The following is a 26314-nucleotide window of genomic DNA, read 5'->3' as shown; positions in this document are numbered from 1 at the left end:
ATTCACGTGGGTTTACGGTATTTTCCCGAACATGACATCCGGCCCGGAGAATTCCAATCGAGACCACTGGCAGGCAAAGGCGAGAAAGGTGGCCCGGCAGGTGAATCTCGCATGGTGGTTGGAATCCCTTTCCGCGCCCCTGCTCGTCACGGCGCTCGCGGGTGCGGCGGTGTTGCTGGTGGTGAGGCGGGAGATCACCGGCACGGATCCATGGATCCTCGCGGCCTGCATCGCGGGTGCCGTGTGCCTGATCGGCTTGGCATGCTGGGCATGGGCGGCGGGAAAATTTGAAAAACCCGAGCAGTCGATGGTCCGGATGGAGGCCGCGATGCAGTTGCGGAACGCCCTCTCCGCCGCCCGGGCGGGTGTCGCTCCCTGGCCCGCTCCTTTGCAAAAAACCGATGCGGGTCTCACCTGGCAGTGGCCGAGACTGCTCGTCCCTCCGCTCGGCGCGCTGGCCTTGTTGGCCGCCGGATTGTTCATCCCCGTTTCCGCCCTCACCACGAATCCGCCATCCGCACCTGAACAACCCCAGGCATGGAAGCAGTTGGATTCCGAACTGGATCATCTGGCCAAGGAAGAGGTCGTCGATGAAAAGTATCTGGAAGACACCCGCAAGCGTTTGGACGAACTGAAGGCACAGGAAGAAGAGCAGTGGTTCAGCCATTCATCATTGGAGGCCACGGATTCATTGAAAAAATCCCACCGCGCCGAGTCCGGGCGTGTCGAACGCGAGCTGGACCGGGCTGACAAGGCGCTTGCGAATCTTGAAAAAAACGCGGGTGCCGCGAACCAGGCGGAGAAAAACCGGATGATGGAGGAGTTCGACCAAGCCCTCCAAGGGTTGCAGAATGGTGCGATGAAGCCGAACCCCGCTTTGCTGGAGCAGATGAAAAAACTCGATCTGAAGGGTATGGCGAATCTCTCGCCCGAACAAATCCAGCAACTCCGCGAGAATCTGAAGAAGCATTCGGAAGCCATGAAAAATGGTGGTCAGGGAGAGGGTGAGGATTGGTCCGACGAACTCCTCGCAGGAGATGGTGAGGGAGAGTGCGAAGGTGAAGGTAAGGAAGGCGAAGGACCGGGCAAAGGCGGCATCGATCGTGGTCCCGGACATTCACCCGGTGTTCTCGGAAATGAAAAAGAGGGGGTGGAAATCGGCGCGTTGACCGGCCTCGAAGCCAAGGACCTTTCCCGTTCGACGCCCGGCGATTTGTTGGAACTTCAGGACGGAGAGCACGAGGTGGACAAATCCGCAACGTCCGTCACCCAAGGAGGAAACACCGAGGCAACCGGCAAAGGTGGCGATCGCGTCTGGCGCGATGCGCTCGACCCCGCCGAGCAAAGAACCCTCAAACGGTTCTTCAAGTAGGGGGGCCGGAAATTCTCGCTGCCGCGGATAGGATCTGCCATTTTTCATCCACTCACCGACCCGTACGGGGGGTGTTGTCGGGGGCGTGACATGCGGTTATGGAGTTGGTTTGGCAATGACTTATGGAGGCATCGAGGTGCCCACTTCCCCGAAGTCCGGCCAAGCGCTCTTTGAAACCCCATGATTTCCCCTTTGTTCACCCGCTGTTGTCTGCTCGCGTTTGTTTCAGGCTTCTCATTTTCCGGTCCTGCGGCCGCCGCCAATCCGAAAGCTTGGTTCAAAGCGGACTCGATCAATGCCGCAGACGGCGCGGCGGTGGTCCTCTGGGCGGATTCCAGTCACAGCGGAAATCTGGCCCAAGCCGGATCGAACGCCCCCACACTCGCGACCTCCGGGATGAACGGATTCCCGGCGGTACGTTTCAGCGGGTCCCAACTGATGATGTTCCCCCGGCCTGTGCAGGATGATTTCACCATCATGATCCTGTTCAAGACACCGGGTGGTGCGGGAGGGTCCGACAGTTTCTACGCGGGCTCGGGACTGGTCAGCGGTGAGAGGCCCGGAGTGGTGAACGACTTCGGTATGAGCATCCGCAACAATGGCCGCATTCTGGCAGGCACCGGGAATCCTGACGTCACGTTGAGATCGGATTCCGGTCCCGCTGTAAATTATGGCAACAACGCTCCTCATGTCGCGACCTTCACCCGCAGACGCTCGACCGGCGCTCTCGAACTCGTTGTGGACCGGATGGTCCGAGGGACGGGCACGAGCGGCACGCAGTCGCTCAATGTTTACCCCCAGCTCTGCATCGGCGCTCACCCCGGCCCCGTCGGTCCCTATCTGAATGGAGACATCGCCGAGATCATCATTTTCGACACCGCGCTCACAAGTGGCGAGGTCGTCGCGAATGAGGATGCCCTGCGCGGAAAATACGCCCTCTCCAACGGCACAGCCCCCTCCGCACCTCAAAATCCCTCGGCGAATGGAGCGCGTTTGAAATGGAACGAAGCCATCGGCGCCAAATCCTACAAGGTCTATCGGGCGTCATCGGCGGCGGGTCCGTTCACCATGATCGCTCAGAATCTGACCGCGAGCGAGTATACCGACCCATCCCCCACCGGCGGCCAACCGAACTTCTACCAGATCGTCGCCACCAACAGCGTCGGTAACAGCGCGGCATCCGCGACCGTGGAGGGCATCCTCCCTCCCCTGCCCGCGAACGGTCCGGTCATCATCAATGAAATCCACTACAACGGCTTGGACAACTCGGTGCACAGCGACTTCGTCGAGCTGTATAATTTCAGCACCACCGCCGCGAACATCGGTGGTTGGACCTTGAGCGACGGAATCGAATACACCTTCCCGGCAGGCACGGTCATTCCCCCGGGCGGCTATGTGGTGGTCGCGGAGGATCCGGCGACCGTGCAGGTCCTCTGGGGTGTCACGGCACTTGGGCCCTATGCCAAATCGCTGAGTTCTGATGGGGAAGCACTGACCTTGAAAAACTCCGGCGGCACGGTCGTTGCGGAGGTCACCTACAGTTCGGGTTTTCCCTGGCCCTGCGCGGCCAACGGGGATGGGGCATCCATGGAACTCGTCAATCCCTCGCTTGATGCGAAGAAGGGAAGTTCATGGCGCTCCTCCGTGGCTCCCACCGCCGAACTCACCGGAGAGGTCGCGTCACCGGGTGCCCAGAACCATCAGTTCAGCCTGAATGCCGCACCGAACATCGAGCAGGTATCCCACCTGCCGTTGCAACCTGCCGCGAACACCCCGATCACCGTCACCGCACGCCTGTCGGATTCCAACGGCGTGGCAGGCGCGCAACTGTCCTACCAGATCGTTGCTCCGGGAAATTTCATCCCGGCCTATCTGCCGATCCCCATTGTCAGTCACAACATCGACACCAGCCAGCCACGGCCCGCGAATCCCGCGTTCGAAGACCCCGCGAACTGGACCAACGTCATCATGCTCGACAACGGCACCAATGGCGACGCCGTCTCCGGTGATGGCGTTTACACCGCCGTGATCCCCGGACAGGCGCACCGTTCGCTGGTCCGCTATCGCGTCACCGCCACGGATTCCCTCGGGGCATCCGCCCGGGCTCCTTTCGCGGATGATGAGTCGAAGAACTTCGCGGCCTTTGTTTACAACGGCGTGCCGGATTACCAAGGCATCCCCGCCTCCACTTTGAAAACACTGCCCGTCTACCAGTTCCTGACAAGGAAGGCGGACTATGACCAATGCGTGGCCTACAACTCCGCCGACCAGCTCACGGGAAACACCCCCGGCTGGACCTATGAAAACTGGGAAGCCACGATGGTTTTCGACGGCGTCGTTTACGACCACATCAAGTTCCGCCTGCATGGCGGCAACGGGCGCTACAAGTTCACCAGCAAGCGCGGGCTCCGCTTCTTCTTCAACAAGGGCTACGATTTCCAGAACCGTGACAACGACGGAGAACTCTCGCCGACCAAGTGGAACAGCATCACCGCTGAGAACTGCTGGGAAAACAGGGAGACACTCACCTATTGTCTCAACGAGGTCGTGAACTTCTACCTCTGGAGAAAACTCGGCATTCCCGCGCCGCGCTCGAACTGGGGTCACTTCCGCACCATCACCACCGCCGCAGAGCAATCGGACGCCTATCACGGGGATTTCTGGGGACTCATCATGATCCACGAGGACTATGATAGCAATTTCATCGACTCGCACGAGCTGGAGAAAGGCAACATCTACAAGCTCACCCGCGATGCCACCGATGGAGCTTCCCAGCAACGCTACCAAGCCGCCGACGCGGTGAGCGACGGCTCGGACCATCAGAACATCTTCGCAAATCTCACCCAGGACAAGGATGCCGCGTTCGTGAACCGCTATGTGAATTTCAAGAAATGGTCCACCTACCACGCCCTCTGCCAGGCCGTGCGCCACTATGACTACTGGCCGACGGGCGACAACAACGCCGCCTATTACTTCCAACCGGATCACACCGACCAGACCGACCGCCTTGGAAAACTCTGGATCATGCCGAATGATGTGGATGCCACCTGGGGGCCGACATGGAACGAAGGCAAGGATGTGGTCTATTCCGCGGTCTTCGACGGAGCCACCCCGCTCACCAGCCTTTACCCGACCTATTTCAACTCCATCCGCGAGGTGAGGGACCTGCTGTGGCAGCCGGATCAGATCAATCCGCTGCTGGACCAGTTCGCCGCCGTCATCGCGCCGTTCATTCCCGCCGACACCATCCGCTGGAAGGGCGGTCCGAACGAAGCCGGGAACTACAACGGAATCGGCGGAGCCGGAAACGTCTCACTCGCGGCCCTCGTCGCCGACATGAAGAAATTCGCGTGGACCGGTGGCGAGTGGCCCGGAGACAACTCCCCCGTCATCAGCCGCGCCGCTTTCATGGACAACCTCCAACTGGGCGTTTCTAACAGCGAAGGATCCGCGATGCCGGTCACTCCCACCTTGAACTACCAAGGGCCGGCCGGTTATCCCACGAACACCCTCACCTTCGGCACCACCGCCTTCGCGGATCCCCAGGGAACCGCGGACTTCGCCGCCATCCAATGGCGGGTCGCCGAGATCACCGATCCCACCGCTCCGGCCTATGATCCGACCAAGAAGGTAAAGCTCGAATGGGAGGCTGCTTTCGAATCCGCACCTCTCCCCGCCTTCTCCAGCACCTACACTTTTCCAGGCAATGTCTGTAAAACCGGCCGCGCCTACCGCGCCCGGGTGCGCCATCAGGACAAGACCGGCCGTTGGAGCCATTGGTCGGCACCCGTGAAATTCATCGCCGGAGAAAACACCGGCGATCTGCCGATCGTGATCAGCGAGTTTCTCTACAAGCCTTCCAATGCCACTCCCTCGGAAGTGGCCGCGGGATTCAACGATGGGAAAATGTTCGAATACCTGGAAGTCCGTAATGTCGGTCAGAGCAATGTGGATCTCAGCGGATGTTACTTCGACAAGGGAATCACCTTCACCTTCCCGCCGGACAGCGTTCTCGCCCCGGGAGCATCCACACTCGTCGTCGCGAATCCCGCCGCCTTCGCATTCCGCTTCGGCGGTGGACGCCCCATCGCGGGGATGAACACCGGCAGCCTGGCGAATGAAGGCGAACGGCTCCTGCTGCTGGCCGCGAACACGGCCGCCCCGCTCATCGACTTCACCTACAAGCTCTCCGGAGGCAGTTGGCCAGCCGAAGCGGACACCGACGGAGTGAGCCTGGTACTCGTCGATCCGGAATCCCGGCCCGATCCGAAGCTCGCCGTAAACTGGCGGGCCAGCCGACGCGCGGGAGGCGCTCCCGGCTTCGCGGATGACACGGATTTCAATCGTTGGAAAACCGACAATTCCGTCACCGGAGGTCCGGAGGACGATGACGATTCGGACGGAATCCCCAACTCTCTGGAATACGCCCTCCTTACCAACCCGCACTCGCCGAACGCATTCCCCTCGGGCCGGCTCCAGCCGCTGACGGTTTCCGATCAGCAGGCCGATTACCTGACCATCACCTTCCGGCGGCTGGTCGATGCCGGGGATATCGATTATCATGTGGTCTACTCCGAAAATCTCGGAAACTGGGGCGAAACACCCGTCCGCACGAGCATCACCGACCACTTCGACGGCTCCGTCACCGAAACCTGGCGCGCCCCTGTCTCAGTCGGAAACGGCGGATTCCTCCGCATCAGCATCACACCGAGGTAGTTGCGGCGGATTCCCGCGTTGCGGCAGGAATGTCGCAACTCCGCTTGCACTCCGCACCACCATCACTTAATGGTTGCGCCGATGAAACGTCGTCTCGCCATTATCTCGCTTGTCCTGTTTCCCATCCTCGGATCCTGCCAGCCGCCCAAGAAGGAAGAGGAAAAAGCCGCCCCGGCACCGGTGCCCGCCGCCGAGGCAAAATCGCCCAAGGTCCGGCTGAAAACCACCAAGGGTGACATCGTCCTGCAACTGAACGCGGAGAAAGCTCCCGTCACGGTCGAAAACTTCCTCGGTTACGTGAAGAAAAAGCAGTATGACGGCACCGTTTTCCACCGCGTCATCGACGGATTCATGATCCAGGGCGGCGGCTTCACCCAAAGCGGAAACGCCCTGACGGAGAAGGAAACCGGCAAGGGCATCGTCAACGAAGGCAAGAACGGCCTCAAGAACGACCGCGGCACCATCGCCATGGCACGCACCAGTGACCCGAACAGCGCCACCGCCCAGTTTTTCATCAACGTGGTGGATAACGACATGCTGAACTACCCGAGCAACGGAGGCTACGCCGTCTTCGGGAAAGTGGTGGAAGGCATGGACGTGGTGGACAAGATCAAAGGTACCCAGACCCGTGCCGACGCACGTCTCGGTGGCGATGTCCCGGTTGAACCCATCACCATCACATCCGCCAGCGCCGAGTGATGCAACTTTGGCTCTGCCCCCTCATCGCCTTCCTGCTGGGGTCCATTCCCTTCGGTCTGCTCATCGCGAAGGCCAAGGGCATCAACATCCGCGAGCACGGTTCGGGGAACATTGGCGCCACCAATGTCCTTCGTGTCGTCGGAAAGAAATATGGCATCACCTGCCTGCTGCTGGACGCCCTCAAAGGATTCATTCCGGTCCTGATCGCGATCAACGTGATCCGCATCAGCAGCCATTCGCCCCTGATGACGTTTGATTTCCCGGAAGGCTGGATACTGCACATTCCGGCGGCGGAAGCGTTGAAAGGCCAGATCGCGCACATCCTCACCGCCCTCGCCGCCGTGCTCGGGCACAACTACTCGCCCTGGGTCGGTTTCCGCGGAGGAAAGGGAATCGCCACCTCCGCAGGGGTTTTCCTCGCGCTGATGCCCGCGGGCCTCGGCGTTCTCATCATCGTGTTCCTCATCGTCTTCATCACCACCCGTTACGTCTCGCTGGCCAGCATCGTCGCGGCCGCCGCGCTGCCGATGGTGACCCTGTGGGGTTCCTGGCACCACGGACGAATCCAGGACGGGACATGGAACAAGCCGTTGTTCGTTTTCACCGTCGTCATCGGACTGCTCGCCATCTGGAAACACCGTTCGAACATCCAGCGGCTTCGCGAGGGCACCGAGAACCGCTTCACCCGCAAGGCGAAATCAACCCATGTCTGAAGCCCCCATCTCGTCCGCCGCCATCCTCGGATCCGGTTCGTTCGGCATGGCGATGGCCAAGCTGCTCGCGCCCAAGCTGGATCCTATCCTTCTGGTCGGCCGCGATGATGCGACTATCACGGCAATCAACGACACGCGCAGGAATCCCCATTACCTCAATGGGGTGGAGCTTTCAGCGAATGTCCGTGCGACCACGCGGTTGGAAGAGGCGCTTCATTTTCCCCTGCTGATCTTCGCGGTTCCGAGTTCCGCAACCCGCGAGATGGCCAGGCGGTTGGCCGATGCAGGACTGCCACGCGAAACCATCCTCCTTTCCTGTGCGAAGGGCATCGAGAAAAACACGGGCGACCGGCTGAGCGAGGTGATACGCGAGGTTTTGCCGGACAACCCCATCGCGGTTCTGTCGGGGCCGAACCACGCCGAAGAAATCGCGACCGACATGGCGACCTGCGCGGTCATCGGATCGGACGACCACTCGCTCGCCGTGAGATTGCAGGAAATCTTCACTTTCCCCCATTTCCGCTCCTACACCTCGGACGACCTCGCCGGGATCGAATACGGAGGAGCGGTGAAAAACATCTACGCCATCGCCGCGGGAATCGCCCACGGCCTTGGTCTCGGGGACAATGCCGTGGCGGCGCTGGTCACCCGCGCCCTTGCCGAGATGACGCGGCTCGGCGTCGCGCTCGGTGGCAGGATGGAAACATTTTCCGGTCTCTCAGGCGTGGGCGATCTTATCGTCACCTGCTTCTCCCAGCACTCACGGAACCACCGCGTGGGCTTCGCCTTGGGAAAAGGCCAGACCTTGGAAGAAGCCGTTTCCTCGCTCGGCATGGTGGCGGAGGGGGTTCCAAACACCCTTTCCATCTACGAGGCGGCACGCTCCGCCGACGTCCGCACCCCCATCATCGACGCCATGTATGGCATCCTCTATGCTGGCAAGTCCGCTCCGCTCGCCATGCAGGAACTCCTCACCCGCGACCCCCGTCCGGAACACAGCTAGATCATGAAAGAAATCATCGACCTTTTCCTGCACCTCCCGGTTCACCTCGAGGCCTTCATCAACGCGCACGGCACGCTTGTCTACGGACTGCTGTTCCTCATCATCTTCTGCGAAACGGGGCTGGTGATCACCCCTTTTCTTCCGGGCGACTCGTTGCTCTTCGCCATCGGTGCCATCGCCGCGACTCCGGGATCGGCGCTCAACATCTGGTATGCCGCGATCATCCTTCTCGTCGCCGCCATTCTTGGTGACACGGTGAATTACTGGATCGGCCGCAAGTTCGGCGGCTGGACGATGCGCACGTTTCCCCGCATCGTGAAACCTTCGCACATCGCGAAAACCAACGAGTTTTTCGTCCGTTACGGCGGCAAGACGATCATCATCGCACGCTTCGTTCCCATCGTCCGCACGTTCGCTCCATTCGTCGCGGGCTCGGGCGAGATGGACTACAAGCGCTTCATGTTCTTCAATGTCATCGGCGCGTTGCTGTGGGTCGGACTGATCCTCCCCGCCGGCTGGATTTTCGGAAACATTCCGATCATCAAGGACAACTTCGAACTGGTGGTCCTCGGTATCATCGCGGTTTCCATACTGCCGATGGTCATTGAAATCGCGAAGGCTAAGTTCAGGAAGGCACCTGAGGAAGAAAAGGCCGAGTGACAGCTGCCCGCACTCCGGGTGCCGCCGTATGAATCCCTTGTCGGGATCGCGGCAAGGATGCCGGAATTCCTAGTGCCGGAATTCCGAAGGCCGCCAGCCGATCCATTTGTTGAAGGTGTTTGAAAACGTGAACGCGCTTTCGAACCCCACCGCCCGGGCGATGACCTCCACCTTGTCATCCGTGATGGAGAGCAGGTGACGCGCGCGCTGGAGGCGCAGGTGGGTGAGATGCTGCATCGGGCTACGGCCGAGCTCCTTGCGGCAGAGGCGGCGCAGGTGTTCGCCGCTCAGGCAGGCGACCGAGGCGAGTTCATCCAGCGTCCACGCGTGGGCGAGATCGGTTTCCACCCTTTGCCAGACGCGCCAGAGCCTGTCATCCGAAGTGTGTGGCTGGGCGAAACGCAGCACATAGTGATGCACGAGTTCGCTCCAATGGTGCAGCGCGGAGGCGGAGTGTCCTGTGGAGCTTTCCGCATGCAGCCCCATGATGGCGGCTTGCAGCGGCGCGGTGTCGAAAGTTCCGGTGACGGGAGAAATCGACGAGACGATGGGCCTGGTCTCCCTGGCTTCGCGGTAGCGCACCCATGCGAAGTTCCATGGCTTTCCGGGCAGGCACTTGAGCGCGTTCAGGACGAACGGGGGCAGCAGGCACGCCTGTCCCGCCCGGATGCGCTTCCATTGGCCGTCCGTGAGGATCACTCCCTCGCCCTCCAGACAGGCAAGCATGAAGGTCCCGCTCTGGTTGGTCCGCAGGATTTCAAAAGGTGGGGCCGCCTTCATGATCCCGCAGTGGGAAATGTGATGTTGTGCCAGCAACGGACATACCGGCCCATCCTGCATCCATCCGCGAAGATCGGAAATGTCGGCCCGCACCACCTGGTAACGCGTGGTTTTCCCCAGGATCTCGATATCTTGCGAGGCTGCGGCAGGTGGGACACTTTTCATGTGAAGACTCCCCGAGGCTAGGTCTCTGCCGGCGGGGCGTCCAGTCATAGCTGGCGGCGCCATCCGATTATCATCTGATAAAATCGATGCTGGACATCCCGACGTAAAATTCGGGATCATGCCGGAATAGGTAGGAAAACCCATTTTTTGCCTGTTTGTAAAAACCCCAAAAATCCTATGAACAACCATCGTCTGGCTGCCCCCATCAGCTACTGCATGCTCCTGTGCCTTCAAGCCGTGCAAGGTGTGGAGATCCCCAAACTATTCAACAACACCGCGCTGAACCTGCCGGGTGCCTGGACCGGCAACGTGGTCCCGGGTCCCTCGGATGTGGCCGTGTGGAACGACCAGGGACCACCTCCGGTGAACGCCACCGGCAATCTCTCCCCGCTCGGCGGCGACCTGTCGATCAGCGGCATCAAGGTGACAAACGTGACAGGCACCCGCAACGCCGCGACCACCTATACGGGATACAACAACGCAAGCTCCACCAACACCCTTACCATCGGCGCGGGGGGAATCGACTCCTCCACCGCCACGCAGACGTTCTACGGTTCATCCAAGATCACCCTGGGCGCGGACCAGACATGGAATGTCGCGAATGCGAACACCAACGGCAATCCGGCCAGCTTCAACAACAACGAGGATATCGTTTTCCAAGCGCTCGCCGCGGCCGCGCCATTCAATCTCGGCGGCAGGACCCTGACCACCACCGGTGCCGGTCAGATCACGATCAGCTCCGGCTACACCGTATCAAACGGCACCCTCACCGTCGGGAACAACTTGTTTGTCATCCAGGGCGGATCAAGCCGGCTCACCACCCTCGGTTCGAATCTCAATCTCGTCGTCAACTCGGGATCGCTCCGTCTCCAGTCGAACAGCGGCAACGCGACAAGCTCGCTGGACTCGGCGGCACCCGCGACCGTCAACGCCGGAACCTTCGAACTTTACAGCAACAACCCCACGCTCTCGCTGGCACAGACCGGAAACGTCTCGCTCAACCAGGGATCCATCCTGTCATTCAATCTGGTGTCGGGAGGACCGATCTCCATATCCGGAGCAGTCGCCATCAACGGAGCCACCACCATCCGCACGCTGTCGGGGGGGAATCCGGCCAACGGAGCCCTGGTCTCGGGCAACCTGAGCGGTGCGGGGGCCGTCACCTATCAGAATACCGCGAACAACAGCACCACACCCAACCTGAACGGCAACCTCAACCTGACCGGAAACAACAGCGGCTACACCGGCGTCTTCAGCATCAACGGTGCCAGTGGAAACCGGAAGCTCCGCATTTCCGGAGCCAACTCGGGAAGTGCGGCGGCCACCTGGGATGTCGCCGCCAACAACATCCTGCAGATCCACGGGGTCTCTCCGCAACTCGGCACGATCACCGGTGCCGGATCGATCACGAACTCCAGCACCACGGCACCCGCCACGCTCAATGTCGGCGCGGGTTCCTTCAGCGGGGTCATCAGTGATGGAACCGATCAGAAAACGGCTCTCAACAAGATCGGAACAGGAAAACTCACCCTCTCCGGCGCGAATACCTATTCCGGCACCACGACGGTCGCGGCGGGGCATTTGGAGCTGTCTTCAAGCCAGCTGCCTTTGTCTCCCGCCGACTTCACCGTCGCGGATGCGGCCACCCTCACGGTGAGGTCCCACGACCCGAGTTATTTCCTGCAGGCGCACGCCCTTACGGTGGGAACCACCGCTGGTGCCACTTTGGAAATCGCGCTCGGCGCCAACAGCAATCCCGAATCCCCCGTCATTGTGGCGGAAAACCTGCTTGTCAACGGGCCTGTCGGACCCGCGGGCCCCAACACGCTCGCCGTTTCCGGCAGCAATCTCTCGACAGGCGCTTTCCCGCTCATCGAGTACACCACACTCGGCGGCACCAAGGGATTCGACGGCCTTTCATTGAAGCTTCCCCCGCGCACCACCGGCAGTCTGACCCACACCACGGGGGCCATCGGAACCATCGGCGTCAACATCGCGTCGACCGAACAGATCAAATGGATGGGAAACATCTCCACCGACTGGGATATCGATCCGGATGGTACCGGGACCGTTGGTACGCCGAACTGGAAAACCACCGTCACGAACGCCTCCACCCGTTACCTCCAGGGGACGGGCGGAACCGACGTCGTCACCTTCGATGACACGGCTTCCGGCACCGGAGTGGTGAACGTCACCACCACGGTTTCACCGGTCGCCATCACTGTCAATAATACCGACAAGGCCTACGCGTTCGGCGGCCCTGGAAAAATAACGGGAGCCACCGGCATCACGAAAAACGGCACCAACACGCTGACCATCTCCACCCCGGCCAACGACTATCAAGGCGGGACCGTGATCAATGCGGGCACCCTCCGCCTCGGAGACGGAGTCACCGTGGGAGGCGGGAGCATCACCGGCAGCATCGTGAACTCGGGAACATTGGTCCTGAACCGCCCCGATGACCACGTTCTCACCAATACCATCACCGGCGAGGGAACATTGGAAAAGGCCGCCAACAACACCGTGACCATCGGATCGGTCAATACGGGATCTCCCCACGTCCTGACCGCTGGCAAACTCCTGTTCAACAACGGTGGCAGCCTCTTCGGAGTCATTTCCGGAGCCGGACAGCTCCAGGCCGGAGGCGGCACACTTTCGCTCGGCGGCACCGAGCCGAATTCCAACACCGGACTCGTGACGGTAAGCGCCGGAGCCCTTCGTCTTGAGAAAACCGCGGGAATCAACGCCGTGGGCGGCGATATCACCACCTCTGGCACCGGCACCCTGGCGATCATCAGCAGCGATCAGATTCCCGATACCGCGACCATCAACGTGCTCGGCAGTTCCACCGATTCCCTCGTCAACTCGATCGGCAACGAAACCTTCGCCAACGCCAATTTGAACGGAACCTCCGCGGACACACAGATGGTGCTGCGGAATCTGATCAACATCACCGGCACCGCCACCGTCACCCAAGGCATCCTGGGAGCCGGCAGCGGGGCCACGGTCGGGATCAACTCGATCGTGCTGACCTCCCCCACCGCCTTCGTCCGGATCGCTGGAAACACCGCGAATTCCACGATGAACGTGGGAGCCGGAGGCATCACGGCCAGCGCGGGTGAGATCCAGGTGAAATATAACGGGAGCAACTTCGATTCCATCCTCAACCTCACCGGCGGCGTGACCACCACCGGAAACCTGAACTTCACCAACGGCGCCTACACCGGAGCTTCTCTCAATGTCATCAACCTGATGGAAGCCGCCCACACCTTCGACATCGGTGCGGCGACCACCACCACGGTCGCCCCCGATCTCGGCGGCACCGGCAGCCTGGTGAAATCCGGAACCGGAACCCTGACCCTGAACGCGAGTTGCGTCGCCGCACACACAGGGGGGACGTCGGTGAACCAGGGTACCCTCCTCGTCAACGGCTCGCTTCAAGGCACCGGCACTGTGGCCGCCGCCGGAACCATCGGTGGCACCGGCACCCTTGCGGGTACCGTCACGGTCGATGGAACGGTCGCACCAGGTGTTACCGCCGGCAAGCTGACCACCGCCGCCATCACTCTCGCTCCGGGATCCGCCTTGGCGGTGGACGTCGCCAGTTGGACGGGCACCACTCCGGGCACGGACTGGGACCAGCTCGCCGCCGACACCCTGACACTCTCCGCCACCAGTGGAAACAAACTCACCGTCCGGGTGAAAGGAACCCCCACCGGCTTCACCGAAACCGCAAAGACACTGGCCATCGCGACCTCGATCAATGCTCTCAACGGATTCGACCCCTCCGCCGTCCAGGTCGATGCCACAGGCTTCAGCGGAGCCGGCACATGGACGGTGCAGAAAACCGGCAACACACTCGAACTGGTCTACGCGCCATCCGCCGCCAGCCCATACTCTGCCTGGGCGGCCCTCAAGGGCCTGACCGTGGCGAACAACGCTCCCGGTCTTGATCCCGACAATGATGGAGCGGCGAACTTCCTCGAGTTCGCCCTCAACGGGAACCCGCTCTCCGGCACATCCGGTGGCAAGGTGTCCGGGAAGGTTGCAACTGTCGGAACGGACCAAGCCCTCACCTTGACCATCCCGGTGCGTTCGGTCGCGGCGTTCGGCGGGGGTACGGAAAAATTCCTGACTGTGGATGGCGTGACCTACCGGGTCCAAGGCAGCGACGCATTGAACAACTGGGATCTGATCGTGACCGAAGTCACCGGCACGGATGCCGAAACCATCCAATCCACCCTGCCTCAACTGGATTCCGGCTGGTTCTACCGCACCTTCCGCAGTCCGGGTCCGGTAATCGGTGATCCTGCTGACTTCCTGAGAGTCAAGGTGGAATCGACAAACTGATCCCCTCAACCGACCTGCGAATTCGATTTCTCCCGGCCGAAAAAGTTTCCCGGCCGGGAGAAATACTTGTTCGTTTTCGTTATTTGGGCTATTGCGGGCACGCAGCCCCTGCAAGCAGGCGCTGTGAATCCCCATGATTCCTTCAAATCATGGGACTTGGGAGAATCACATTCACCCTCCAGCCATTCCATTCCCCCGGCCCATGCCTATCTCCCACCCCTCCCGCCTCCTGAGCATGATCGTTCTCCGCCACCCGTTTACCGTCGCATGCTTCCTTGCCAGTCTGCCCGCGACCGCCGCTCCCGTCATTTCCAATATCTCGCCTGCCGCCGGAGCATCGGTCAGCAGCCTGACATCCGTTCAAATCACTTTCAGTGAATCAGTTGGAGGAGTGGATGCCACCGACATCATTGTCAACGGGGCGATCGCCCAATCTTTCAGCGGAACCGGCGCCGGCCCATACACATTCACTTTCAACCAACCCCAGCCCGGTCAGGTGAATATCGAGTTCGCCGGAGACACTGGAATCGCCGGTCTTTCCGGCTCGGGAACCTTGGAGACACCGCCATCATGGAGCTATATCCTCGCGGACGCCCAGGCTCCGCTCCAGCAGACGCAACTACCCACCGCCGGTTCGACGCTGGGTGCGCTGACGGAAGCGGAGGTGACCTTCAGCGAGGTTGTGACAGGAGTGGATGCCGCGGATCTCAGGATCAACAACGTCGCGGCGACCTCGGTCACTGGTTTTGGTGCTGGTCCATATGTTTTCACCTTCTCCCAACCCACGGCTGGCACGGTGAATTTCACCTGGAATTCCGGGCATGAAATCAAGGATCTCGCCGAAAATCCATTCGCTGCGGCAGGTTGGAATGTGACCCTCAGCGCATCGGGTGCGGGCAATCTGATCATCAACGAATTCACTGCCGTAAACGCTTCGAATTACCTGGACGCCGACGGAGACAACGAGGCGTGGATCGAAATCCACAATCCCGGTCCGTCCGCGGTGAACCTGAACGGTTGGGCGCTCACCGACGATCCGGATGTTCCATCCAAATGGGTTTTCCCGAACCGCTCGCTCGCCTCCGGCGCTTATCTGGTCGTCTTCGCTTCGGAAAAAAACCGTCGCCCCGTGTCCGGAGCCCTGCATACGAATTTCAAACTCGGCGTGAACGGCGGTGATCTCGCGTTGGTCAAACCGGACCGCCCGGTCTCCTTCGCCAGCAATTTCTCCGAATATCCCGCCCAGCGCGCCGGTTACAGCTTCGGACTTTCTTCCGGCCTGGGGCGCTATTTCACGCCGCCCACCCCGGGCGCGGCGAACTCGGCCACCGTTCTGTCCTCCACCGCCGTCCCTCCCGCCTTCGGCATCCAACGCGGCTTCTTCTCCGCTCCCTTCGCATTGACACTCAGCACGTCCACCGTGGATGCGACCATCCGCTATACGACGGATGGCAGCGAACCCACCGCCACAACGGGGACGGTTTACTCAGGGCCCATCAATGTCAGCGCCACCACCGTCCTCCGGGCCGCGACCTTCGCTACCGGATTCGTTCCCAGCGCTCCGGTCACCAACACCTATATTTTCCAAGATCAGATCATCAATCAATCGGAGACCCCTCCCGGACTGCCGAATAACTGGGGCAGCCACGGCAACTTCCCCAGCGGTATCGTCACGGCGGATTACGGCATGGATCTCGATCCGCTTCGTGTGACCCCCACCAATTCCGCAAGCGCTCTTGATCCGGTCAAGGTGCAACGGTTCAACGACGGCTTGCGCGAGCTTCCCTCGGTCTCCATCGCCACCGCGAACAGCAACATGTTCGCCTCCACCGGCATGTATCATTCCACCAACGTCACCAACAAGGAGTTTCCCTACAAGGGATGCTCGGTGGAGATGATCCTGCCGGACGGAACCACCGCCTTCGCCACCACCTCCGGACTCGGCATCAGCGGCAATTCCAGCCGCCAGCCACAAAACAATCCGAAGCACAGCTTCAAGCTGAAGTTCAAGCCCGAGTTCGGTCCGGGCAAGCTCGAGTACAAGCTCTTCCCTGAAACCGCCGTCGCGGAATATGACGACATCGTCCTCCGCGCCGAATACAACACCAGCTGGCGCCATACCCAGGCGGCCCAACGCACCCGCTCCACCGCGATCCGCGACCAATGGATGAAGGACTCCATGCTGGAAATGGGAAACCTCGCCAGCCACAGCCGTCTCGCACACGTCTTCATCAACGGCATCTACTTCGGCGTTTACGATCTCACCGAGGATCCGTCTTCGGCGCTGGGTGAAAATGTCCTCGGCGGACAAAAGGAAGATTACGACGTGATCGACCAGGGCAGTGTCGCGGAAGGCACGGGCAACGTTTACTGGGCGATGACCGGGCTTCCCGCAGCCACCTCGAACTCCACCTACGAACTCTTCAAGGGCTATCTGGACATGACATCCTTCATCGACTATACCGCCCTTCACTTCTTCGCCGCCCACCAGGACTGGGGCTTGAACAAGAACTGGGTCGCCATCCGGCAACGTGCCGGCGGCACCTTCACCACCGAAGGCAAATTCCGCTACATCCCCTGGGATCTTGAAAATGTTCTGCTCACCAACAACGGCAACAGGGTCCCCGCAGCCGGCGGCTCCGACGACGTCCCGGGCAATCTCCACACCAAACTCGACGACAACCCGCAATACCGCCTTGATTTCGCCGATCGCATCCACCGCCACATGATCGCTCCGGGAGGAGCTCTGACGCAGTCGAAAAACGTCCTGCGCTGGCAGAAATGGCAGGCCATCCTCGACAAACCGATCGTCGCCGAGAGCAGCCGCTGGGGAGACTATCGTCGGGATGTGCACAGTTTCTCGGAAAGTCCTTACGAACTTTACACACGGGAGTCGCAATGGCTTGCCGAAAACACCCGCATGACGGGTGATTATTTCCCCAAACGCCTGGCCATCTTCATGGGCCAGCTCCGCACCGCCGGGCTCTACCCCACCCTCAATGCTCCGGAAATTCGCAATTCGGGCGTCGCCGTGGGAACAAGGCAGGTGGCCTCGGGTTATCAGGTCAGTCTCGCCCACCCGACCGCGGCAAGCGGAACCACCAGCGCCGGGACGATCTACTATACCACCGACGGCACCGATCCACGCGTGATCTACAGTGGCGCGGTAAGCACCACCGCCCTGCCTTACAGCACTCCGCTGGTTGTTTCCTCCACCACCACGATCAAGGCCCGGGCCTTGGACGGCTCCACCTGGAGCGCCTTGAACGAAGCCACCTTCACCACGGAGACCGGTCCTCCGGCCGTCAGGATCACCGAGCTGATGTATCATCCCTCCACCACGGAGAGCCATGAATTCATCGAAATCTACAATGCAAGCCCGCGCACCGTGGATCTGAATGGTTGGTATTTCGCCGGAGTGACCTACGTGTTCCCTCCTGGTTCCAAGATCGCTCCCGGCAGCTACATGGTGATCGCCAGCAATGACACTCCCGCGGACTGGCGCAACAAATACACGGGCGTCATTCCAGGCGCCTACTATGCCGGCACCCTCTCAAACAGCGGCGAAATCATCTCGCTCCTCGACGCCGCAGGCAATGTGGTCTCCTCTGTCAACTACAAGGACAAGGCGCCATGGCCTGTCACGCCCGATGGGGAAGGTTATTCGCTGGAAGTCATCGATCCGGCGGGAGATCTCAATGAGCCGACGAACTGGAAGCCCAGTATCGCGCTCAATGGTTCTCCCGGAATCCCGAATTCGGCCCCTCCGGCTCCTGTCATCAATGACCAGCCGCAGAACCAGACGGTTGCCCAAGGTGGAAACATCACCCTCTCCGTCGGCGCCTCCGGGTATGGCCTCAGCTACCAATGGTTCTTCGGCGAAACGGAAATTCCCGAAGCCAGATCGTCGAGCTACCAGATCTTCCCGGCACTTCCCACCAATGATGGAATCTATCACTGCGTGGTCACCAACCTGGGCGGCTCCGCGATCTCGGCATCGGTCGAAGTGGTTGTGACCCAGACCTACGCGCAATGGATCGCCTATACGACTCTGACCGGACCGGATGCCGGTATCAACGCGGATCCCGATCATGACGGCATCGTGAACCTTTACGAATTCTATCACCACCTGAATCCCACCGTGGCCGATGGCGGCCTCTCCCGTCTGGCTCTTTTCGGCTTGGACGCGCACCCTCTTCCAGGAAACTCCACCATCCGCTTCGCCTACCGTGCCAACCGTCGTGCGGTTCCGGGAGGGATTGGGTTCGAGCGAAGCACCACATTGAAAAACCCTTGGTCCACCGCACTTCCTTCTCCATTGGAAACCATTTCCACCGACCCTGCCACCGGGGACCCGCGGATACGCGCGGTCTTCCCGCTCGCACCTGCCGAAAAGTCAGAATTTTTCAGAATGCGGGTGGAACCTTAGGAACTCCGGCCCCGGAGCCCGGTCCCACGGTGGATGGTCAGGTTTTCATAATCGGAAGATCCGGCGCTGCCGTATCCGTGCGACAAGATGTCAGAACTGGTGGCTCGCCAGTTTGACCGTCTGTGCTTCTTCTGCGACAGACGGACGAATGGTCGGGATCCGGATGGCGTCGAGCACCCTGCACTTGTCGTCAACGACGACGAGTTGGTTTCCTGCGACACAGTAGCGCACTCCCTCGGGCTGGACAGGGAACATCCTCGTCAGTTCGTCGGGGGCGTCCAACAAACAGGCACGTTCGTTCTCCCGCACCACTTCTCCGGTCCTGATGTGGATCTTGTCCATGGGAAGTTCCATCGGATTTCTCGTCGCAACACAGCTTGGCGGAAGCCCGTAAGGTTCCGTCCTGTAGGTGTCGAAGTATTGCACAGCCTTGGTACGGGCGTGCGAGTTGAACAGCACGGCACGGAGCGCCGTGGGCCGGTTTACCGTTTCGGAAGGTTTTGCATCGACAGTCGTGACACTGTCACCGCCGGAATTTCCGGCAATCATCGAGAGCAGGCAAACGACACTGAGCACACAGCAGAAGTTGAGGATCGCGTTCATGAGGGTCTGGAGTGGGAAGGCTGGCGATCCCATCGCACTACGCGTGCCAGTTCCCCAAAGCGCCGCAAGGCGTTCCCAACCAATCGTCGTCCCTCGTGATCCCACCCCTCCACAGGATGCAAAATGCGAATATGCACGGTATTCCGGCGCATCTTGCAATGCAGGATCCCGCCCTCCATGTGGATGCCTGATAGCCGGAAGTGGATGAAACTCATGTATCCGCACTAGACGGCGCGAACCTTGGCAGTAATACCTCTGCCATGCCAAACAAATGGACAGGAAAAGGAAATCCGTACACCCGTGCTGAAGTCATCGCCCGCTTGAATGACACACTCGACAAGGGTCAGGCGATCATCGCCGCAGGTGCCGGAGCAGGAATCAGCGCGAAATTCATCGAGAAGGGTGGCGCGGACCTCATCATCATCTATAACAGCGGCCGCTTCCGCATGATGGGCCACGGTTCGACCGCGGGCATGATGGCCTACGGCGACGCGAACGCGATCGCAATGGAGATCGGCGAATACGAAGTGCTGCCGGTCGTTGAAGAAATCCCGGTGATCTGCGGTGTCCACGCCACCGACCCACGCCGCCGCATGTGGCACTGGCTGGGCAAGGTGAAGGACATGGGCTTTTCCGGCGTGAACAACTTCCCCACCCACACCATCGTCGACGGCCACTTCCGCGGAGTGCTTGAAGAAACCGGCATGAGCGTGGAGAAGGAATTCGACATGGTCAACCTCGCTGGAAAGATGGACATGTTCTCCATCGTTTACGTCGGCTCTCCTGAAGAAGCCGTGAAAATGGCACAGAACGGAGCGGACGCCATCATCGCCCACGTCGGCACCACCGTCGGTGGTTCCATTGGTGTGACGAACGCCGTGGTGAGCTGGGAAGACACCATCAAGCGCACGCAGGACATCATCGATGCGGCGAAAACCGTCAACAAGGACATCTTCTTCCTCTGTCACGGCGGACCGATCAATACTCCCGAGGACGCCGAGCGCGTCATCAAGGCGACCGACTGCGTGGGCTTCGTCGGCGCATCAAGTCTGGAGCGGATGGGCGTGGAAGCATCCCTCACCAGCCTGACGCAGGAGTTCAAGCGTATCTCCGTCACACGGAAAAACTAATCCCTTCAAGCATGGCCACCATTGCCGTCATCGGCACCCTTGATTCCAAGGGTGAGGAGCACGCGTTCGTCGCGGAGTTGATCCGCGCGCGCGGGCACCGTCCCTTGCTCATCGACGTCGGCAGTGGTGATCCTCCTGCGGTCACACCGGACTTCACCCGCGAGCAGGTCGCCTCCTTCGCGGGTGTGGATCTCGCAGCGCTGATGGTCCGCAAGGACCGGGGTGAATGCGTGGTGGCCATGAGCCGGGCGGCTCCGGTGTTTCTGTCAAAACTGGCGGCCGCGGGCGACATCGACGGAGTGATCTCCCTCGGTGGCGGCGGCGGCACCGCCATCTCCACCGCGGCGATGCGGGCGCTGCCCCTCGGTTTTCCGAAATTGATGGTGTCCACCCTCGCCGCGGGAAACACCGCCCACTACCTCGGCACGAAAGACATCGTCATGATGCCCAGCATCGCCGATGTGGCGGGATTGAACCGGCTTTCACGCATCATCTTCTCACGCGCCGCCGGCGCGATCTGCGGCATGGTGGAAGCGAAAATCGAAATCGCGGACGCCCGTCCGCTTGTTGTCGCGAGCATGTTCGGAAACACCACCGCATGCATCACCGAAGCCAAGCGCATCATCGAGGAAGCGGGCTACGAAGTGCTCGTCTTCGCCGCCACCGGTGCCGGTGGCAAATCGATGGAAGCCCTCATCGAGAGCGGCATGGTCGCGGGTGTTCTCGATCTCACCACCACCGAGTGGGCGGACGAACTGCTCGGCGGATCGCTCACCGCGGGCCCCGAGCGCATGGACGCCGTGGCCCACGCGAAGATCCCCGTCGTCGTCGGTCCCGGCTGCCTCGACATGGTCAACTTCGGCGAACGCGCCTCGGTTCCCGAGAAATACGAAGGACGCAATTTCTACATCCACAATCCACAGGTCACCCTCATGCGGACCACTCCCGAGGAATGCGCCCGGCTCGGCAGGATCATCGCGGACAAGGTGAACCAATACACCGCGCCCGCGGCCATCATGATTCCGAAAAAAGCCATCAGCGTCATCAGCGCGGAAGGCCGGCCGTTTCATGATCCCGCCGCGGATGAAGCGCTGTTCGATGCCATCCGCACGAATGCGGGCATCCCTGTCGAAGAGTTCGACGAGGAGATCAACAGCCCCGTGTTCGCCCGCGCTTGTGCGGAGAAATTATTGGCCCTGATGCCCCCCCGAATGGGTTGAAACATCCCTGGTCCATCTTCGGTAAAAAACCGCCCTATGCTCCGAAACCTCGTCATTCTGGCGGCAATCACTTCCGGTGCGGCATCCCATTCAGGTGCCGCTCCCGTCGCCCTGTTCGACGGAAAAACCCTCGCGGGTTGGGAAATCCGCAAGGGCGAGGAGAAGTGGTGGAAGGTCGGGGATGGCATGATCGTCGGCGGCTCGCTCACCGAACAGGTTCCCTTCAACACCTTCATTGCTTCAGTGAAACACTATGAAAATTTCGAACTCAGCTACCGGCTCCGTCTGGTGAAGGGCGAGGGCTTCATGAATTCCGGAATGCAGGTCCGCAGCCAGCGCTCCGAAAAGGACTCGGAAATGATCGGCTACCAGGTGGATGCCGGAGCCGGCTACTGGGGTGATCTTTATGATGAATCCCGTCGCAACACCGCATTGATCAAAGGCACTCCCGGCGCAGCCAAGGACTGGGAGTGGAACCAGTACCGGGTGCGTTGTGAAGGCCCCCGCATCCGGACGTGGATCAATGACGTTCTCGTGGCCGACTATTCCGAAAAAGATCCCCGGATCCCCCTGTCCGGAAGACTCGGTCTCCAAGCCCACGGCGGCGGCAGGCTGCTGGTCCAGATGAAGGACATATCCATCACCGAACTTGGTGGCACTGCGGCACAGTAATCCACGACATTCCACCAGATCTCAAAAATTCCCGACCTGAACCCATTTACAACAACCGATAGATGAAACCATTCCTCACCATCGCCATCGTCATCGCGGCAGGCCCGTGGCTTTCCGCCGCTCCGCTGCGTGTGCTCATCACAGGAAACAACCCCGCCCTCACCGGCCAGTGTGCCACGGCGCTGAAAGCGGGCGGCGCGCAGGTCACCACCGGGGAACCGAGTGAGACCAAACTCGCCACCGCCGACGTGGTCATTCTCCAGAGCGACAAATTCGAACAACTCAGCACCAGCGACCAGACCGCGCTCTCCGCGTTCGCAAAACGCGGCGGCGGCATCGTCGCCATCAACGGCGGCGTCGCGGCCGGTCCTTCGGCATGGGGCAAGGAAGTTCTGGGCGGTGCCTGGGATCCTGCCGACAGCCGCAAGTTCAAGGAGCTGATGATGCTTTATGTGGTGAGCAATTCCCATGCGATCGTGAAGGACAGCTCTCCATTCGACATCACGGACGAGACTTACTACGATCTCGATATTTCGGACAAAGCCTACGTCATCGCCTCCGCCTTCACTCCCTACGGGAAAAATCCCAAACGCGGCGAAGGACCCCGCGTGCCTGACAAGGACGTCCGTTCCAACATCTACGATCTCCAGCCTCAGATGTGGACCTATGAGGGTGAGGACAAACACCGCGCATCCGTCATCCTCCAGGGAGCGCCCGAGACACTGGCCCACGCCAGCGTGCGGACGTTCATCCTGCGCTCCGTCGCATGGGCGGGCAAGCTGGAGAACGTGGACACCTTCTCGGTGAAGGCGGACCTTGCAACCCTGCGTTATCCGGCAGGCGGACCGTTGCGTGCGGCGGACGCCATCAAGAAGTTCCAGATGCAGCCCGGTTTCGTCGCCAGTGTCGTGGCGGAGGAGCCTCTCGTCAACAAGCCCATCGCCATCCAATGGGACGGTAGAGGCCGCATGTGGGTGGCCGAGACTCCCGAATACCCCAACGGCAAACGTCCTCTCAACGCTCCCGCATGGAAAGAAACCGGCGTCCGCGAACCCGGCAACTACGATCGTCCCGGCCGCGACAGCATCAGCATCCTGGAAGATACCAACGGCGACGGCGAGATGGACAAGAAGAACATCTTCCACACCGGCCTGGAACTCGTCACGGGCTTCACTCTTTCCGGAAAAGGTGTCATCGCCGTGGCGCAGCCTCACATCGTCTATCTGGAAGACACCGACGGCGACGGCAAGGCGGACAAGGAAACACCGCTCTTCGAAGGCTTCGCTCCGGGAGACACCCACTTCGTCGCCAACCACTTCGTCGAGGCTCCCGATGGCTGGGTTTACGTGAGCACCGGCAGCGGCGCGGATGCGAAGAGCGTGAAGACCGGCAAGGTCACCAAGATTTCTCCAGGTGTGTTCCGCTTCAGGACGGACGGCAGCGTCATCGAGCAGGTCGCTTCGCAAGGCGGAAACTCCTTCGGCGGTGAAGTCACCAGCGACATGGAAATCTACCACGGCAAGGCAACCAGCGGAAATCCCATCGAGCATGTCGTCATGCCGGAGTGGGTTCTCGCCAAGTCCAGCACGAAGGCCGGGGCCTTCTCTTCCGTGAATCCCGGACGTCAGGTCGCCCGCAAGGATCTGCCGGAGCGTGCGAACATCCGCCAGATCGACCAGGTGGGTCGTTTCACGGCAGCCTGCTCCACCGCGGTCTATGAAGGGGGTGCGTGGCCGAAGGAATACAATGGCATGATTTTCACCACCGAGCCCATCCTGGACATCATCCATTGCGAAACCATCAAACAGGATGGCCCCGTGATGAAAGGACCGGAGAAAATGGATATCCAGGCCGAGTGGCTTCGCTCGACCGACTACTGGTTCTGCCCCGTCGATGTTTCCTTCGGACCGGATGGTGCGATGTATGTGCTGGATTTCAACACTCCCGTCGTCACCCACAATGACACCCGTGGCCCCGAGCACAGCAAATCAAACGCCTCCATCCGCCCGGACCGCGACCAATATTTCGGCCGCATCTTCCGCATCCAGCATAAGGATGCCCCGAAATTCCCGATCCCGGATCTGGACAGCGCGAACGCCGCCGCGCTCGTGGCCGCATTCAAGCACCCGAACAAGGTGGTGCGTTTCAATGCCATCCGCATCCTGTTGGAAAAAGGTGACACGCTCGGCAAGCAGGCTGTGCCCGCCCTCACCACCATGGCTGCCGGCGAGCCGGTCGCCTCATCCCGCATCCTCGCGCTGTGGGCGCTGAACCGTCTCGGCCAGCTCAAGGACACCACCCTTGCAAGCGCCATGGGTTCCCCGGACTCCCACATCCGGAAGAACGCCTATCTCATCGCCGAATCCGCCGGCATCCCTATTTCCGGATCACAAGCGAAAGCCGGGATCGACGACGATGACGCCCGCGTCCGTCTTGCCACCTTGCGCGCCCTCGGTGCCTCCACCATGACGCCGGAAGCAAGCGCCGTTCTTCTCGCGAGCAATTCCAAGTTCGGGGATGACTGGTCCAAGGCCGCGGCGGCAGCCGCCGGAGCCAAGGCGCCAACCTCACAGTTGGAGTCGGTGCTCGCCGACGCCACGGGTGCCGGACAGACCGAGGAATCCATCCGTACCATGGCCGCCGCCCTGGTTTCCGGCGAAAACACCGCACAGATTCCCGGCGTCGTCAAAGCGGCTGCGGCGTCCAAAAACGCTCCGTTCGTCATCGCGGTCCTGCAGGAGTTTGGAAAATCCCAAAACGCCCCACGCGGCGCGGCCGGTGCGATCAATGCATTGCGCGTGCTCCTGACGTCCTCCAACAAGCGGGTCGCAATCTCCGCGCTGCCTGTGGCCGCCGTATGGGACAAGTCCGGAACGCTTGCCAAGGAATCCACCAAGGTCGCGGGGGAACTGCTCAACGCGGCACGCGATCCGAATGTCCCGGAAACCACGCGTGCTGAAGCGGTGCGCACCCTGCTTCCGGCCCGTTCGTTGAACAAGTTCATCCTGCCGAACGTCGCCGCGCTTCTGGCGAAACCACAGCCGGAATCACTCACCAAGGATCTCCTCACCTCCCTCGCCGCCACCGGAGAGCCGGAAGCGGGGAAAGCGATCATCGACGCCTATCCGACTCTGAAGGATGACCAGAAGGAAATCGCCTTCAACGCGCTCGCCGGCCGTCCCGAGTGGGCGAAGCAACTGCTTGCAGCCATCGAGTCGAAGAAAATCGCCGCTGAAAGCTTCACGCCCGCGCTGGTATCCCGCCTCACCGCCCACCCGGACGCGGCCGTCTCAGCGAGCGCGAAGGCCCTCTTCGGCGGCGGCACTTCCTCCGGCAAGGATGAGCTCGTTTCGAAACTGCTGCCGGACATCGAAAAACCCGGCAACATCGAGAACGGCAAGACCCTGTTCACCGCGATGTGCGCCGTGTGCCACAAGATCGAGGGCGCGGGCAATGTCTTCGGCCCGAACCTCGACGGCATCGGAGCCCACCCCGTGCGCGAGCTTCTCACCCACATCGTGAATCCCAGCCTGGTGGTCGATGACGAACACCGCACCTGGAACATCACCATGAAGGACGGCACGCTGCACTCCGCCCTCATCGCCAGCGAGAACGAAGCCCGCGTCCAGATCCGCATGCCCGGTGGCGTGACCCAGGACCTCAAGACTTCGGAGATCGCCTCCCGCGTGAAGGGCGCCAACTCGCTCATGCCCGAAGGTCTCGAGGCGATCGGCACGGACAATCTCCGGGACATTATCGGCTACATCCGCAGCGTCGCGCCAAAGTCCGAGTGAATCTTCCC

The 26314-nt window shown here is 60.9% G+C and carries 14 protein-coding genes; 12 read left to right on the top strand and 2 right to left on the bottom strand.

The features are described from left to right. Positions 1-31 precede the first annotated feature (31 nt). From JIN84_RS16915 to JIN84_RS16890, 6 genes are all read left to right on the top strand, one after another. A complete protein-coding gene (locus tag JIN84_RS16915; protein ID WP_200352249.1) occupies positions 32-1372 on the top strand; it encodes a hypothetical protein in 1341 nt (446 codons plus the stop codon). 180 nt (positions 1373-1552) lie between these two features. Continuing rightward, complete coding sequence (locus tag JIN84_RS16910) at positions 1553-6088, top strand: lamin tail domain-containing protein (protein WP_200352248.1); 4536 nt, start codon at positions 1553-1555, stop codon at positions 6086-6088. An 81-nt stretch (positions 6089-6169) separates the two neighbouring features. Beyond that, positions 6170-6787, top strand: coding sequence for a peptidylprolyl isomerase (locus JIN84_RS16905; protein WP_200352247.1), 618 nt, complete (start codon positions 6170-6172; stop codon positions 6785-6787). Continuing rightward, complete coding sequence (gene plsY, locus JIN84_RS16900; protein ID WP_200352246.1) at positions 6787-7500, top strand: glycerol-3-phosphate 1-O-acyltransferase PlsY; 714 nt, start codon at positions 6787-6789, stop codon at positions 7498-7500. Before JIN84_RS16905 ends, plsY begins: the two co-directional genes overlap by 1 nt. Continuing rightward, the gene (locus JIN84_RS16895; protein WP_200352245.1) at positions 7493-8503 is read left to right on the top strand and encodes an NAD(P)H-dependent glycerol-3-phosphate dehydrogenase; all 1011 of its coding nucleotides are present in this window, start codon (positions 7493-7495) and stop codon (positions 8501-8503) included. The genes plsY and JIN84_RS16895 overlap by 8 nt, the downstream gene beginning before the upstream one ends. Before the next feature lie 3 nt (positions 8504-8506). Further along, the gene (locus tag JIN84_RS16890) at positions 8507-9163 is read left to right on the top strand and encodes a DedA family protein (RefSeq protein ID WP_200352244.1); all 657 of its coding nucleotides are present in this window, start codon (positions 8507-8509) and stop codon (positions 9161-9163) included. Between the two features lie 69 nt (positions 9164-9232). Here JIN84_RS16890 and JIN84_RS16885 read toward each other — a convergent pair whose 3' ends face one another. Continuing rightward, positions 9233-10108, bottom strand: coding sequence for an AraC family transcriptional regulator (locus JIN84_RS16885; protein WP_200352243.1), 876 nt, complete (start codon positions 10106-10108; stop codon positions 9233-9235). A 177-nt stretch (positions 10109-10285) separates the two neighbouring features. Between JIN84_RS16885 and JIN84_RS16880 the strand changes: the two genes are divergently transcribed. Together JIN84_RS16880 and JIN84_RS16875 are read left to right on the top strand one after the other, a co-directional pair. Beyond that, a complete protein-coding gene (locus tag JIN84_RS16880; protein ID WP_200352242.1) occupies positions 10286-14458 on the top strand; it encodes a beta strand repeat-containing protein in 4173 nt (1390 codons plus the stop codon). 202 nt (positions 14459-14660) lie between these two features. Beyond that, entirely contained in the window at positions 14661-18887 is a 4227-nt protein-coding gene (locus JIN84_RS16875) for a lamin tail domain-containing protein (RefSeq protein ID WP_200352241.1), read from the top strand. 90 nt (positions 18888-18977) lie between these two features. Here the strand turns inward: JIN84_RS16875 and JIN84_RS16870 are convergent, their stop codons facing one another. Continuing rightward, the gene (locus JIN84_RS16870; protein ID WP_200352240.1) at positions 18978-19490 is read right to left on the bottom strand and encodes a hypothetical protein; all 513 of its coding nucleotides are present in this window, start codon (positions 19488-19490) and stop codon (positions 18978-18980) included. A 260-nt stretch (positions 19491-19750) separates the two neighbouring features. Here JIN84_RS16870 and JIN84_RS16865 point away from each other — a divergent pair, with 260 nt between their 5' ends. From JIN84_RS16865 to JIN84_RS16850, 4 genes are all read left to right on the top strand, one after another. After that, on the top strand, positions 19751-20620 hold the full coding sequence (locus JIN84_RS16865; protein ID WP_200352239.1) for a phosphoenolpyruvate hydrolase family protein: 870 nt from the start codon (positions 19751-19753) through the stop codon (positions 20618-20620). 11 nt (positions 20621-20631) lie between these two features. Next, positions 20632-21840, top strand: a complete 1209-nt coding sequence (locus JIN84_RS16860) for a Tm-1-like ATP-binding domain-containing protein (RefSeq protein WP_200352238.1) — start codon at positions 20632-20634, stop codon at positions 21838-21840. Positions 21841-21876: 36 nt separating this feature from the next. Beyond that, positions 21877-22512 carry a 3-keto-disaccharide hydrolase gene (locus tag JIN84_RS16855; RefSeq protein ID WP_200352237.1) on the top strand — a complete coding sequence of 212 codons (636 nt, stop codon included), beginning with the start codon at positions 21877-21879 and terminating at the stop codon, positions 22510-22512. 62 nt (positions 22513-22574) lie between these two features. Continuing rightward, positions 22575-26306, top strand: a complete 3732-nt coding sequence (locus JIN84_RS16850; protein ID WP_200352236.1) for a PVC-type heme-binding CxxCH protein — start codon at positions 22575-22577, stop codon at positions 26304-26306. Positions 26307-26314: the final 8 nt, after the last annotated feature.

It is taken from the genome of Luteolibacter yonseiensis, assembly GCF_016595465.1.
In the GTDB taxonomy this organism is placed as follows: Bacteria; Verrucomicrobiota; Verrucomicrobiia; order Verrucomicrobiales; family Akkermansiaceae; genus Luteolibacter; species Luteolibacter yonseiensis.
Note: the sequence above shows the minus strand (reverse complement) of the source record. Positions and strands in the feature narration are given on the sequence as shown.